The following is a 14,139-nucleotide window of genomic DNA, read 5'->3' on the forward strand; positions in this document are numbered from 1 at the left end:
CGGGGTCAGTCGTCGGTTCCGGTTCCATCACCTGTGACCATGCCGGTAGATTCCTCCGGACTGCCCTTGAGACAGCCGAGATCCATCACCGCCTTGATGTCCTCGTCCAAGTCGTGATAGTCGCTCGTGCTCGTAACGAGCGAAACGGCGACGAAGACAACGACGGCGACGATCGTGGCGAGTTGGCCACCGAGGAATCCCAGGGGAAGTTCGATACCGGCGTACTCGCCACCATAGGCGAGGAGGATCGTAAGCACCAGTCCGGCGCCGCCACCCGCGAGTGCTCCTTCGGCGGTCGCTCCCCGCCAGTTGTACGCGATAGCGATACAGGGGAAGATGACGGCCGCGAAGATCGCCCAGCCCGCGGCACCGAGAACGAAGATGAGGCCGGGGAAAGTGGCTGCGATGACGCCCGCCGCGATAAGGAGTACAGCCGTGGTCAGACGCCCCCAGCGGACTTCCTGCTCTTGGGTGAGGTCGACGTCCCGGTGTTCAATGAAGTAATCGTGGACGACCGCGGACGCGCCCATGTTGAGAAATGCGTTGCTCGTCGACATGATCGCGGCCATGACCGCAGTGAGCACGAACGCGACGACGACGTCCGGAGCCCACTGGATGAGCGCGAGCGGGAGGGTCGCATCCGGATTGCCCGGATCGGCGACGGTCCCATCGATGATGGCAGCCCGCAGAAACGGTGCGGCGAGCCAGTACATCGCCGTCGCGAGGTACGCCGACCCCGTGATGAGTGCACCCCACTTCAGCACCGAGACGTCACGTACCATGTAGAACTTCGTGATCGCGTGGGGCTGGCCGGCGACGGTCGCCTGGATGATGATCACCGAGATGACCAGACCGATAGCCATGAGTCCGTCGCCGCCGAGCAGCGTGAACTCGAAGTACGCGGGATTTTCCGCTTGAATCGTCTCGATCATCCCGTTCCAGCCGACCCCGGAGTTCGTCACGACGTAGTAAGCGGTCAGTACGCCGCCAATTACCATGATCGCACCCTGAATCGCGTCGGACCAGATGGCCGCGAGCATCCCCCCGATGACGGTGTAGAAGCCGACGACCACCAACCCGATCAGCAGTGCCTCGAAGAAACTGATCGGCAGGATGAGTGATCCGACGATCCCGAGTGCAGCGTACTGGGCGGCGAGGTACCCCATACTGCCGAGCAGGACCGACGCCGCACCGAGCAACCGGACGCGTTCGTCCTGAAAACGGTAGTACATCGCGTCTGGCGCGGTAATCGCGTTGCGCACGTCGCCGAGTACGCGCATCTTCCGTCCGAGCAACCAGTACGACGCGGTGAACCCAAAGATGATCAACCCTCCGACCAAAATGAAGTACTCGAAGCCGACGAGGTAGCCCGTTCCGGTGACACCGATCATTCCCCACCCACTCTGGATCGAGGCGAACACCGCCAGCGCGACGACGAGGACGCCCGACCGTCGTCCCGCCACGAAGTACTCCTCCTGGTTGGTCTGGTATCGACTCGCCAGTATCCCGATCCCGACCATCAGGACGGCGAACACGGCGAAGAATATCACTGCGGTCTCCGAGTAATAGTCGACACCGAGGTCATCACCCCACGTCTGCAGCGGGATCAACACGCCGGCACTGACGCTCATCAATCGTTCACCTCACTGGGGTCAATTTCACCGAGAGAGTCCCGTTCTCGAACCGTCTCTGTCCCCTCCAACTGCGTCCCGAGGTACGCCGAGACGACGAGAAAGAGGACGACGAGCGAGAGGAACACCTCGACGACCGGCGTCGGGAACCCGAGCAGGTAACTCATCGGACGATCACCTCTCGGTCGCGTTGGTGTTGGTCTCTCGCACCGATCACCGCTCGGCTGCTCGAGTGTAGTTCGTGGTTCGAATCCCCATGATGTGTAGTATCGTCCCACATACAAATCAAACAATCAGATTTGTGATTTATAAGCGTTACGCCGCCTTCCGTCGCGACGGCTGGTCACCGACTCTCGAGACGGTTCGAGCTTCGATGACGAACCGTCGCCGACGACCGTGGGAGAAACAGTTTTGTCGCATGCTATATGTACACGAAATACATGTCTGACCAGCATAACGCACTCTTCGAGTCGATCGATCTCGGCCCCGTCACGGTGCCGAACAGGGTTTTTCAGCCGCCACACGGGAACGCGTACGGGCTCGGTGACCAACAGACGGCCTTCCGTGCGGAGAAGGCACGGGGCGGATTCGGTCTGATCGTCCAGGAGTACAGTCAGATTCACGAATCGACCGATGTTACGCCCGTCGACTCGGGATACATCCACGACGACGAGACGATCCCGCCACAGCGAGAGATGGTCGACGCGGTTCACGACCACGGCGGAAAGCTGTTCGTCGAGTTGTGGCACGGCGGTGCGACGGCCGGGAACTACGGAAGTCGCCGCCCGCCGCTTTCGGCGTCGCAACTTCCAACCGGCAACTACTATACGCCCAAGGAGATGGAACACGACGATATCCAGAAAATCGTCGAGGCGTTCGGTAACGGAGCAGACCGGGCGCGGCGAGCAGACTACGACGGCATCGAACTCCACGCAGCACACGGCTACCTCATCTCACAGTTCCTATCACCGTTCTACAACGACCGCGACGACGAGTACGGCGGGTCGCTCGAGAACCGAATGCGATTCTTCCGGGAGATCATCAAGAGCGTTCGCGAGAACGTAAGCGACGACATGGCCGTCGGTGCCCGGTACACGATCGACGAACGCGTCGAAGGCGGGCTGACTGCGGACGGTGACGGGCTCGAGATCGTTCGGCGAATTGGCGACGATCTCGACTTCTGGGATATCGACATCGGCGTCAAACAGTCGATCGACGACATGATCGCGCCGAGTCGTCGCCATTCGAAGAACTACCAGATAGATTTCATGAAGGCTGCCACCGACGAACTCGACGTTCCCGTCGGCGGCACCGGACGAATCACCGACCCGGACGACGCGGTCGCGCTCCTCGAGGAGGGGTACGTGGACATGGTCGGCATGGCACGCCAGTCGATCTCGGACCCCCACTGGCCGCGAAAGGTGAGAGAGGAGCGCGTCGACGAGATCCGGGAGTGTATCGGCTGTAACGTCTGCGTCTCACAATCGAGACAGGGAATCCCACTCACCTGCACGCAGAACCCGACGGTCGGGAGGGAAGCGATTTGGCCGCCCGAGGAGTACGAAACAGTCGACGAACCGAAAGGCATCCTCGTGGTCGGCGGCGGGCCGGCTGGCATGGAGTTCGCGAGGGTCGCCGGCGAGCGAGGACATCTCGTTCACCTCAACGAGAAAGCGGAGACACTCGGCGGCCGGGTCAACTTCGAAGGGACGTTGCCTGATCTCGGTGAATGGAATCGGGTTCGCGACTGGCGGGCAACCGAACTCGAGCGGCTCGACGACGTCGCCGTCCACACGGGAAGCAAAGCAGAGATGAGCTACGACGACGTCGAGAGCTACGGTGCGGAGGTCGTCGTCGTCGCGACTGGCGCGAGCTGGTCAGAGAAAGGTGAGACGTCGGGAACGCACCGTCCCGTTCCGGGCTGGGACCGTGACCACGTGCTGACTCCCGAAGATGCGCTCGAGGTCGATCCCTCAGGACGGGATGTCGTGATCTTCGACGAGGAGGGGTACAACGTGAGCGCCGGCGTCGCCCAGTCGCTCGCCGCCGACAACGACGTGACGTTCGTGACGCCGAGTGCGAGCGCGTTCGATCAGGCGGTGCACACGTTCGAACGGGGAACGATCTTCACGGCCCTCTTCGAGAGCGGCGTCGAGTTCATATCTCACCACGCACTCGAAGAAATCCGCGACGACGACGTCGTCGCCGCCAACGTCCACTCGGGAGAGCAGACCACGCTCGAGGCGGACTACGTCGTCTTCACGACGATGCGAAAGTCGAACGACGACCTCTACCGCGATCTTACGACGAACCTCGACTCGCTCCGGCAGTCGACCGAAATCGAGGAAGTCCATGCAATCGGCGACTGCGTCTCGCCGCGGCGGATCGCCGACGCCGTCTATTCCGGTCACGATCTCGGTCGGCAGGTATAGACGATCGCCCGCAGAGGGCGGTATTCGTGAGTCGCCGCCGTTCAGCAGTCGATCTGGGTGATCTCTTCGACCGGCCATTGACTGAGGATTTCGACACCGTTCTCGCGGACGACAACCATCTCCTCGACACGGACGCCCTGGCGGTCGGCCGGCTGCATCGTCTCGACGGCCATCGTCATTCCCTCCTCGATCTCGATGGGGTGGTCGGGCGAGAGGCCGCGCCAGATGAGCGGCTCCTCGTAGAGCTGGAGCCCCAGGCCGTGGGCCCAGTGGTTGGTCGTCATCTGCCAGAACTCGTCGGCGTCGTACCAGTCCATGTGCTCGCCTTCCTCGTCGGGGAAGCCCTTGCAGATCTCGTCAGTCGTCGCCCCGGGCTCGATGCGCTCTAACACGTCGTAGAGGTCGTCGCGGGCCTTTTCGTAGGCGGCCTGTTGGGCCTGTGTGGGCTCGCCCATGGAGAACGTGCGGTAGTAACAGGAGCGATAGCCCAGGTAGCCGATGTTGTAGAAGTCGGCGTAGACGAGGTCGCCGGGCCGGATCATGCGGTCGGTCGTGTTGGCCTGGTGTTTCGGCCACGTGTTCGGGCCGGAGGTGACGTAGCCGCCCTGGGCCATCGCGCCGTGACGCCAGAGTTCGTTGACCGCGTCGCCCCAGACCTCGGACTCGCGTTTACCGGGTTTCGCGCTCTCAGTGATAGCCTGGAAGCCCGCTTCACAGATGGCTGCGACCTGTCGGAGACACTCGATCTCGTCGCGCGTCTTCACCTTGCGCGCGTCGAGCATGATGTCCGTAGCTGCGTCCGTGTCGACGTCGACGCCGCGGTCCTCGAAGCGCTCGACGAGTGCGCCGTTAGCCACGTCGATGCCCATCGTCTCCTTGGCGACGCCGTACTCCTCCATGGCCTCGTAGACCGTCTCGGCCATCCTGTCCTTGAGCCAGCGTCGCGCCGAGGCGCTCCCCGAGGCCCGGGGGACGTTCCCGAGGCCGGGACAGGCGTACCGGATGTCGTCGAGCCAGGGGCAGTTGAACCGCTGGTTCGAGGCGTGATCGGCCGTGTCCCAGTGGATAATATCGCCGTCTTCCGTGAGCAGCGTGTAGTGGTCCGCACCGCTGCCGCCGGTCATCGCGAGCCCGGTCACGTAGCGGACGTTCGGGTCGTTGATGAGCAGCATCGATCCCAACTCCGAGTCCTGGAGTCGCTCGAGCGCTCGCTCTTTGCGCTCGCGGCGCATGCGCTGGACGTTGATGCGCTCTTCCCAGTCGACAGCCATGGTTCCACGCGTTCCTTCCATGAAGTCGCGCTCGTACATCACACCAACGTACACAGAGGGGGCTAATCAAACTCCGGATTTGATGGTGACAGCTGACACACCCCACCGGTCAGTTCGCTGTGCTGTCAGCGTGCGACCACCCGAGCCTATAACTGGCTGCCGCGACCACTGGTGGCTATGTCCCACCAGACGCCGATTCGCGTCGACCACACCGGCATCGCCGTCGAATCGATCGCCGACGCCGAACCGATCCTGTTCGCGCTCGGCTGTCGGAAGCTCATCGAGGAGTCCGTCGAAGGCCGCTTCCGCTGGGCCCAGTACGACTTCGGGATGGACGCCTCGCGATTGGAACTCATCGAACCCGAGGCCGACGACACCTTCCTGACCGAGTATCTCGACGACCATGGCCCCGGACTCCACCACATCACCTTCGAAGTCGCGGACATCGCGACCGTCGCCGCGGCGCTCGAGGACGCCGGCTACCGGGTCGTCGAGTACGAAGAATACGACGACTGGACGGAGGCGTTCGTTCCTCCGTCGAACCCGACGGGGGCGCTGTTCCAGCTGTTCGAGTACCACGAAGGGTACGGCGAGGACCGCCCGCCGGCCGATGCGCTCTACGTCGACGGCCAGCGGTTAGACGAATCGTAAGCGTAGAGAAACCGATCAGACCGGCTCGAGCCCGTTCTCCTCGCGGAGCGTGTTGATGTACTCGCGGAATCCGGTCTCGAGGTCGTATTCGACCTCGTAGCCGAGGTCATCCTGTGCGGCGGTCATGTCGAGGTTCTGGGTCCACGGGAGTTCACCGTCGTCGGAGACGTCGAGGTCAGCGTCCGGGATAATCTCGCGGACGGTGTCGGCGGCCTCGCGGATGGTAGCGAGTTCCCCGCGGACGTTGTAGACCCGCTGGCTGAGGTCCTCGTCGGGGGTAAAGGCCGCTTTCCGAAACGCCTGGGCGATGTCGCGGGCGTGTTGCCAGTCGATGACCTGATCGCCGTATTCGACGCTGAACGACTCCTCGAGGGCCGGTTTCTCGACGATGTTCGCGAGGAACGCCGAGCCGCCGGTCTCCCGGTAGGGGCCGTAAGCGACGGTCGGACGCAGACCGACGTGAGAGACGTCGTAGTCCTCGTAGTAGACCCGGGCTTGGTGTTCGTTGTACTCCTTGGTCGCCCCGTAGAGCGTGTCGGGGTAGACGAGTTCGTCCTCGTCGACGTACTCGCCCTCGTAGTTGTGCGGCGGCGCGTACACGGCCGCACTGGACGCCCAGGCAACGCGTTCGACCTGATCGTCGAGCGTACGGGCGGCTTCCAGGACGTTGTTCGTGCCTGTGACGTTCACGTCGAGGGCCGCACGCGGGTTGTCGCGGGCAGTGTTGGTCAGCAGCGCTGCCAGGTGAATGATGTGTGTCGTCCCGGTCTCTTTGACCGCGCGGATGACGTCGGTCGCCTCCGAGACGTCGCCCCGCCGAATGGTCACCTCGTCGGCGACGCCGAGTTTGTCCAGAATGCGGTCGTCCGTCGACAGGTCGTAGGCGACGACGTCGTGTCCCGCATCGACCAAGTCCTCGACGACGTACGAACCGAGGAAGCCAGTACCACCAGTGACGAGTACAGTTGACTCTGTCATCGTATACCAACGACGTGACGGAGCAACACAAAAAAGTTTGTTATTATCACCGTCCCGCCGACACGTCTACCGCCAGGTATTTTGAGACCCACGGCGTCTGTTACTTCATGGCACGGCGACAGTTAGATCCAGACGGGCTCATCGACGCCTCGAGCATCGGCTACAGTCACGGCATCGTCGCGGACGGCACACTCTACATGTCCGGGCAAGTCGGCTGGGACGAATCGTTCGAACTCGCCGGCGAAGACGTCACAGCACAGACACGCCAGGCGTTCGAGAACGTCGAGACACTCCTCGAGGACGTCGATCGATCGCTGGCCGACGTGACGAAAGTGACTGCCCACGTCGTCGACCTCCACGCGAACCGGGACGCGTTCTTCGAGGTGTGGAACGACGTGTTCAGCGAGCCGCCGTTCCCGTGTCTCACGCTGCTCGGTCCACAGCAACTCGCACAGGACGGTTTACTCGTCGAACTCGAGGTCGAGGTCCCGATCGACGAGTAGCCCCGGCTATTCGTGGAGGCCGCCGACCTGTTCGTAGAACGACGACTGGAGCGACTCGACCATCTCTTCTTCGCGATCGATGCGCACGTCGATGACGAACGGGACGTCGGCGTTCGTCCCGGTCTCGAGCGCGTCGGCGAGTTCGTCGGGCGTCACCGCACGTGTCGCCTCGGCACCGAACGCTTCGGCGGCCTTGACGAAGTCAGTGTCGTGGAACTCGACGCCAGCGATGTCGCCTTCGTCGTCTTGCATCTGCCGGACCATGCCCAGGCTGGTGTCGTTCAAGACGACGAATGTCGGCGCCACGCCGTGTTCGACGGCCGTCTCGACGCTGGTCATCGTCATGGTGAAGCCGCCGTCGCCGGCGACACTGATGACGTCCTTGTCCGTCGTGATCGCCGCCGAGACGGCTGCCGGCGTAGCCCAGCCCATGCTCCCGACGCCGCCGCTGCCGTAGTAGGTCCCCGTATCGGGGGCCTGCAGGTAGTTCAGGAGCCAGAAGCGGTTGTTGCCGGAGTCGGCCGTGACGATGGTGTCCTCGTCGACGACGGCTTCGATCTCTTTGACCGCGCGCTGGGGTTTGATGGGGGAGGCGTCCGACTCACATTTCGGATCGAAGAACGATTCCTGTGCCTCGGTAGCCCTGTCACGCGCCCAGTCGTTGCCCACGTCGGCGGGCAGTGCGTCCGCGAGGTCGGCAAGGCTCTGCGTCGCATCGCCGATGAGCGCGACGTCGGCGGGGTAGACCCACCCGGCGTTGCGCGTGTCGATGTCGGCGTGGATGATCGTCTGTTCGTCCGGCCGGATGAAGCCGGGTGCCTGCCAGTTCGTGTCCATCGGGTTGAGTCGGGACCCGACGACCAGCAGCACGTCGGCCTCGCTGACGACCTGATTTGCTCCTTCGTGGCCGAACGAGCCGATGACGCCTGCGGCCTGCTCGTGTGTTTCGGGGAACGTCGACTTCCCGAGATAGGAGGTAGTGACGACGGCGTCGGTGGCCTCGGCGACCGCCATCAGCTCGTCGTACGCACCCGCGGAGTGGACGCCGTTGCCGGCGATGATGACCGGGCGTTCGGCGGCCGCCAGTTCGTCCACGGCGGTCGCGAGGTCGTCAGCATCGGGACGTGCCACCCAGTTTTGCACCTGATCGTGGCCGTCCCAGACCGGGGGCACTGGGTCGTCGGGCATTTCCTCGGAGACGGCATCGCCGTCGAGGATGACTGCGGTCGGGCCGGAGCGGCCGGCCGTCGCGTGTTTGAACGCCAACTGGAGGCTGCGAATGGTCTCCGTCGGCGACCGGGGGAACCAGTGTTCCTTGGTGTACGCCTCGAGCGCCGAAGGGAGATCCAGCCCGCCGTAGTCGCCCCGTGCCTGTTGGTAGGGCGCGAGCGTGGAATAGTCGCCGCGCTCGCTGGCCTCCGTGATGACTACCATCGGCGAGGAGGCGAGTTTCCCCTCCATCTGGCCGATGGCACCGAGACTGCCGATCCACGGCCCCTGCCCCGCGAGGACGCCGGGCTTGCCCGTCATCCGCCCGTACATCTCCGCCATGATACTCGCCTCGCGCTCGTCACGTGGGCGAACCATGGTCACGTCGGACTCCGGGACGAAATCGAGGATTTCGATGACCCGACCGCCCGGATAGCCGAACAGATACTCGACGTCCTGGGCGTCGAGTTCCTCAACGAGCCGTTCGCCCGTCTCAGTCATGGGTCTCGTCGAGTTGCACCGTCTCGTCGACGACGAGCGTCGGCCCCGCCTCGAGGTCGATGAACTCGGCGGCGTCGGCCTGGACCTCCTGTCCGACCTCGGACTCGAAGGCCTCGTTGAGCGCCGCCATGTCGTCGAAGTAGAGTTCAAGGACGCCATCGTATTCGACGGCATCCGGGTTCGTCGGGACGGACGTCGTGTACTTCCGGAGGCCCGGCAGCTCCTTTGCGATCGCTGCGTGTTCGCCCTGCCAGCGCTCGGCGAACTCCTCGTGGCTGTACTCGTCTTTGCGGACGAGGAAGTCTACCATCTTGATCATGGTACTAGCTACCTCATATTCTATGCTCTTTTGTTTAACGGTTACCGATCCTCGCACAGGTTCTCCGGAATCGATGACGAGATGTCCAATTGGGTCCGACAGCTCGTTCGAATAGCTTGAACAAGCTTTAGTGAAATCAGCCCATTGAGTATCGCATGTCACTCCCACCCGATGTCGACCGGCCCGTCGAAACCGTCGAGCGAGCGATCGACATCGTCGACTACCTCAAGGAGAACGGGCCCGCAACGATCGCCGAGGTGACGGACCACCTCGGCTGTGCCAAGAGCACTGCCCATCGCCACCTGAAGACGCTCGAGGCGAACAGCTTTCTTATCGAGGAAGACGACGAATATCGCCTCGGAATCCGGTTTCTGGACTACGGCGTCGTTGCTCGAGACAGGCACACGTTCTATCGGGAAGTGAAACCGAAAGTCGACACCCTCGCCGACGAGACCGACGAGAAGATCTGGTGTGCCGTCGAGGAACACGGGCGGAGCGTCCACATCTACGGCGCACAGGGGAAACGCTCCGTGCGGACGTACGCTCGTCTGGGCCATCAGAACTACCTCCACCAGCACGCCGCGGGGAAGGCGATACTGGCATATCTGCCGGACGAGCGCATCGACGAGATCGTCCAGATGTACGGGTTGCCAGCGCGAACGCCACACACGATAACGACCACGGACGAGCTCTGGGACGAGATCGAGACTATTCGCGAGCGCGGGTACGCGCTGAACATCGAGGAATCCGTCGAAGGGCTCCACGCGATCGGAGCGCCGATCAAAGACGAGAACGGGATCGCACTCGGCGCGATCAGCATCTCGGGGCCCGCGAATCGCCTCGACGGCTCGTTCCTCCGGGATGAACTCCCGACGCTGCTGCTCGGGACGGTCAACGAAATCACGATCAACCTCGCACACGCCTGACGGACGACCGTCACAGGACGTTTTCTCGAGGGTGTGACCCGGCCACGTCCGTCGCCGCTACCCCCACAATCGTCCGCCCGAACAGCGGCCACGAGACGGCCGGTTCGCCCGCGAATACGTATTATTGAACGGGTGTTGGTGTACTCCGACAGGGAGCCGGGCGGGGCGACTCATTTTCCGTTCGCGGGTCTGTTCACTCACAGTGAACACAAATCCCGGCGTGCAGGGGCGTACTGGGGGGCGCTGCTAGCGAGACCGGTCGTTACGCGAATATAGGCCCCAGAAGGCCGGCTACGGCGGCATAACCGATCGGTTACCACCCCGACTTATTCGAACTATTCGAATACGCGAGTGTATCGACTCGGCTCGAGAAATCAAGCCCACTGCTATTACAGAACTAATAGTGTAATCGCCAGACGGGCATGGTACGGTCCAACACGACGATCGGCTCGTTTCTGCTGTGCCGGCCAGGATCACAGCCAGTCAGCGCTGATCGTCGGGCCGATATCAACGAAGTAGAGGAGGAGTTCTCACGGTTCGCAGCAGATATCAGTCTCGAGAACGCTGAGAACTGTCGATTCAATGTGGGTGAACACAGATTCGAGCAACATCGACTGGTAATAGCTTACAAGGGACTGGTTCACCGTCGAATCTGACCGCTGTCGTGCGATCGGACGGGAAATACCCGAATCACACCTGTGAGCGGAAACGGACTGGCGTTCATTGTCGATGAACGGCCGGTACTGAACGAAAAATAGACGTTTAGCTGGTGGCTCCAGTAGATAGTCCTGTCCGGCTTCGAAAAATCGTTCGATGGGGTTGAACAGTTATGCTACTTGTTCACAGGAAACGATCGCGATCAGCTGCTCGGCCAGTCGGGATCGCGATCTTCGAAGAAGGCGTCGATGCCCTCGTTCTTGTCACCGGTCGCGAACAGCTGTGCGAACAGCTCGGCCTCGTACTCGATGCCCTCCTCTAGACCCATCCGCGAGGCAGCTTTGACGGACTTCTTCGCGAACTCGAGTGCGACCGGGCTCTTCTCGGCCATCGCCTCGGCGAGGTCGTAGACGCTGTCGTCGAACGTCTCGTCGCCGTGTACCTCGTCGACGAGGCCGATGTCCGCGGCTTCCTCGGCGTCGATGAGTTCGCCGGACAGGATGAGCCGCATGGCGTGGCCTTCACCGACCAGTTTCGGGAGGCGCTGGGTGCCGCCGCCGCCCGGCATGATGCCGAGGTTGATCTCCGGCTGGCCGATTTTCGCATCCTCGTGGGCGATGCGGACGTCACACGCCTGGATGAGTTCACAGCCACCGCCCAGTGCGTGGCCGTTGATCCGGGCGATGACCGGGATCGGACAGTCGTCGACACGCTCGTAGACGCGCGGGCGCTTGCTCGCTTCGCGTTGCTCCAGCATGCCCCGTTCGCGCAGTTCCGTCACGTCCGCGCCCGCGACGAACGCGCCGGACTCCTCGGCACCCGTCAGAACGACGACGCGCACGTCGCTGTCCTCGACGGCGTCGAGAACGTCTTTGAGCTCCGCCCGCAGCTGTGCGTTGAGCGCGTTGCGGGCGTCCGGTCGGCACAGTTCGATCGTCGCCACGTGCTCGAGCCGGTCACCGACGGCGGCGTTCACTGTCTCACACTCGGCGGCAGTTGCTTCGATCGACATCAGTCATCACCCCGGTCGCCGCTCGTGCCGACGATTTCGCCGTCTTCCCAGACGTAGAACCCTTCACCGCTTTTCTTACCGAGTTTGCCGGCTCGGACTTTCCGTTTGAGGACCTGCGGAGGCTTGAACCGCTCGCCGAGTTCCTCGCGGAGATACTCGAGGATATCCAGTCGAACGTCGAGCCCGACGACGTCGCCGAGCTCGATCGGTCCCATCGGGTGGTTGTAACCGAGTTCCATCGCGGTGTCGATGTCCTGCGGGTCGGCGACGCCTTCCTCGACCATCCGCATCGCCTCGACACCGAGCGCGACGCCCAGCCGCGAGGACGCGAAGCCGGGGGCGTCGGTCACTTCGACAGGGGTCTTGTCGATGTCCTCGATGTACTCGTGGGCGAACTCGAGGGTCTCGTCGTCGGTCTGCTCGGCAACGACGATCTCGACGAGTTCCATGATGTGGACGGGATTGAAGAAGTGCAGTCCGATCACACGGCCGTCGTTTTCGGCGGCGCTGGCGATCTCCGTGATCGACAGCGAAGAGGTATTGGTCGCGATGACCGTCTCGTCGTCGACGAGTTCCTCGACGTCCGCCATCGTCGACTTCTTGAGGTCAAGGTCCTCGGGCACGGCCTCGACGACGAGGTCCGCGTCCGTGACCGCCTCCGCGAGATCCGTCGTTCCCGAGAGGCGTTCGAGAGCGGCGTCGGCCTCCTCGCGGGTGACCTTGTCGCGTTCGATGCCTCCCTCGAGGTTGTCCTCGATCGACTCGAGGCCGTTCTCGACGTATTCCGTCTCGATGTCCCGTACGATCACGTCGTGGCCGGCCATGGCGGTTACCTGTGCGATTCCGTGTCCCATGGTGCCGGCTCCAAGTACTGCGACTCGCATACACAAGCAATACTGTGGGGGCGTAAAAGCCGTTTCCGTTTCAGAAGACGAGCGCGGGGCCGAACTCGAGGACCCAGAGGGTGACCATCCCGACGCCGATCGTCAGCAGGATGTTGCCGCGCCACCACGCCACCACGGCGGCGACGATACCGGCGGCCAACCGCTCGTCGACGACCATCGCGGCGACGTCCGGGCTCGGCGTGACGAGTCCGGGGGCGACGAGTGCCGCGAGCACAGCTGCGGGGACGAACCTGAGGAAGAGTTTGACGCGCGGCGGAACCTGATTGATCCGGCCGAACAGGTGGATAAAGGAGAGCCGGATGAGGTAGGTTGCGACGGCAATCACGAGGATGATAGCCCAGATACCGAGCGTTGAGAACTCGCTCATCGGCCCATCACCCCCTCAGTAGTCACACCGGCGACGATTCCGACGGCCGCGGCGACGAGGAGGTCGACTCCTGCCGGCAGCCCGAACTCGGCGACGGCGTACGCCGCGGCGATCGCGACGACAGCGCTTGCGAGCGCGGCGACGACCTGCGGGAGGTCCTCGATCGCCGGAATCAAAATCGCGAGGAAGACCAGCGGAATCGCGAACATGAGGTTCAGCGACTCCGGAATGCCGGCACCGAGGACGAAGCCGACGATCGTCGTGGCGACCCAGACGACCCAGATACTCACGCCGAGCCCGAGGTAGTACAGCCGCTTGTCACGGCTTCGGGCTTCAGCGGCGTACTCGGCGATCGACATCGCATAGACGTGGTCGGTGAGGAAGTACGCAAGGTACGCCCGCGTGCGCTTCCCGTAGTCGGTGAAGTGCGGTGCGATCGACGCCGAGTACATGAGCATCCGCAGGTTGACAACGATCCCGGTGGCGACGATGATGGTGAGCCCCGCGTTCGCACCGATCAACTCGACGGTGACGAGCTGTGCGGTGCCCGCGAAGATACCCGCAGACATCACCGTCGTCTGGACGACTGACAGCCCCGCACCGTCGGCGGCGATCCCAAAGACGAGCGCGAACGGGACGAGCCCGAGCAGAATTCCGATGGAGTCGCGTGCTCCCGCGCTGAAATCTTCGTTCATGGATGACCTGGTCGGTGGGCGACAATGACGCTGCGGGTGTCGTTCGAGGGCTGTACGATCGGTTGAATCGACGGGAACGACG

14 protein-coding genes are annotated in these 14,139 nt (G+C 63.0%); 4 read left to right on the plus strand and 10 right to left on the minus strand.

The window, feature by feature from the left end:
- Positions 1–5: 5 nt before the first annotated feature.
- Together ACFR99_RS03730 and ACFR99_RS03735 are read right to left on the minus strand one after the other, a co-directional pair.
- Positions 6–1,631: a sodium:solute symporter family transporter gene (locus ACFR99_RS03730; protein ID WP_390284506.1), complete on the minus strand. Its 1,626-nt coding sequence runs from the start codon at positions 1,629–1,631 to the stop codon at positions 6–8.
- A complete protein-coding gene (locus ACFR99_RS03735; protein WP_390284508.1) occupies positions 1,631–1,798 on the minus strand; it encodes a hypothetical protein in 168 nt (55 codons plus the stop codon). Before ACFR99_RS03735 ends, ACFR99_RS03730 begins: the two co-directional genes overlap by 1 nt.
- A 273-nt stretch (positions 1,799–2,071) precedes the next feature.
- On the opposite strand from ACFR99_RS03735, the gene ACFR99_RS03740 reads away from it, so the two are divergent.
- Positions 2,072–4,063 (plus strand): oxidoreductase, encoded by a 1,992-nt coding sequence (locus ACFR99_RS03740; protein ID WP_390284510.1) that lies wholly within the window; start codon positions 2,072–2,074, stop codon positions 4,061–4,063.
- A gap of 41 nt (positions 4,064–4,104) precedes the next feature.
- Here the strand turns inward: ACFR99_RS03740 and ACFR99_RS03745 are convergent, their stop codons facing one another.
- On the minus strand, positions 4,105–5,373 hold the full coding sequence (locus ACFR99_RS03745) for a M24 family metallopeptidase (RefSeq protein WP_390284512.1): 1,269 nt from the start codon (positions 5,371–5,373) through the stop codon (positions 4,105–4,107).
- A 138-nt stretch (positions 5,374–5,511) separates the two neighbouring features.
- Between ACFR99_RS03745 and ACFR99_RS03750 the strand changes: the two genes are divergently transcribed.
- A complete protein-coding gene (locus ACFR99_RS03750; protein WP_390284514.1) occupies positions 5,512–5,985 on the plus strand; it encodes a VOC family protein in 474 nt (157 codons plus the stop codon).
- A gap of 15 nt (positions 5,986–6,000) precedes the next feature.
- Here ACFR99_RS03750 and ACFR99_RS03755 read toward each other — a convergent pair whose 3' ends face one another.
- Positions 6,001–6,963, minus strand: a complete 963-nt coding sequence (locus tag ACFR99_RS03755; RefSeq protein WP_390284516.1) for an NAD-dependent epimerase/dehydratase family protein — start codon at positions 6,961–6,963, stop codon at positions 6,001–6,003.
- Positions 6,964–7,070: 107 nt separating this feature from the next.
- Between ACFR99_RS03755 and ACFR99_RS03760 the strand changes: the two genes are divergently transcribed.
- Positions 7,071–7,466 (plus strand): RidA family protein, encoded by a 396-nt coding sequence (locus tag ACFR99_RS03760; protein ID WP_390284518.1) that lies wholly within the window; start codon positions 7,071–7,073, stop codon positions 7,464–7,466.
- Between the two features lie 6 nt (positions 7,467–7,472).
- On the opposite strand, the gene ACFR99_RS03765 is transcribed toward ACFR99_RS03760, so the two are convergent.
- A complete protein-coding gene (locus ACFR99_RS03765) occupies positions 7,473–9,176 on the minus strand; it encodes a thiamine pyrophosphate-binding protein (RefSeq protein WP_390284520.1) in 1,704 nt (567 codons plus the stop codon).
- Positions 9,169–9,495, minus strand: coding sequence for an EthD family reductase (locus tag ACFR99_RS03770; RefSeq protein ID WP_390284522.1), 327 nt, complete (start codon positions 9,493–9,495; stop codon positions 9,169–9,171). Before ACFR99_RS03770 ends, ACFR99_RS03765 begins: the two co-directional genes overlap by 8 nt.
- Before the next feature lie 155 nt (positions 9,496–9,650).
- Between ACFR99_RS03770 and ACFR99_RS03775 the strand changes: the two genes are divergently transcribed.
- Entirely contained in the window at positions 9,651–10,421 is a 771-nt protein-coding gene (locus tag ACFR99_RS03775) for an IclR family transcriptional regulator (protein WP_390284524.1), read from the plus strand.
- 859 nt (positions 10,422–11,280) lie between these two features.
- On the opposite strand, the gene ACFR99_RS03780 is transcribed toward ACFR99_RS03775, so the two are convergent.
- From ACFR99_RS03780 to ACFR99_RS03795, 4 genes are read right to left on the minus strand one after another with little or no spacing between them, the layout of a single operon-like run.
- Entirely contained in the window at positions 11,281–12,090 is an 810-nt protein-coding gene (locus ACFR99_RS03780) for an enoyl-CoA hydratase/isomerase family protein (RefSeq protein ID WP_390284526.1), read from the minus strand.
- Positions 12,090–12,974, minus strand: a complete 885-nt coding sequence (locus tag ACFR99_RS03785) for a 3-hydroxyacyl-CoA dehydrogenase family protein (RefSeq protein ID WP_390284528.1) — start codon at positions 12,972–12,974, stop codon at positions 12,090–12,092. Before ACFR99_RS03785 ends, ACFR99_RS03780 begins: the two co-directional genes overlap by 1 nt.
- 40 nt (positions 12,975–13,014) lie before the next feature.
- Positions 13,015–13,362 (minus strand): AzlD domain-containing protein, encoded by a 348-nt coding sequence (locus ACFR99_RS03790; protein ID WP_390284530.1) that lies wholly within the window; start codon positions 13,360–13,362, stop codon positions 13,015–13,017.
- Positions 13,359–14,057 carry an AzlC family ABC transporter permease gene (locus tag ACFR99_RS03795; protein ID WP_390284532.1) on the minus strand — a complete coding sequence of 233 codons (699 nt, stop codon included), beginning with the start codon at positions 14,055–14,057 and terminating at the stop codon, positions 13,359–13,361. The genes ACFR99_RS03790 and ACFR99_RS03795 overlap by 4 nt, the downstream gene beginning before the upstream one ends.
- Positions 14,058–14,139 lie beyond the last annotated feature (82 nt).

The organism is Haloarchaeobius amylolyticus (assembly GCF_042678045.1).
Classification (GTDB): domain Archaea; phylum Halobacteriota; class Halobacteria; order Halobacteriales; family Natrialbaceae; genus Natrinema; species Natrinema amylolyticus_A.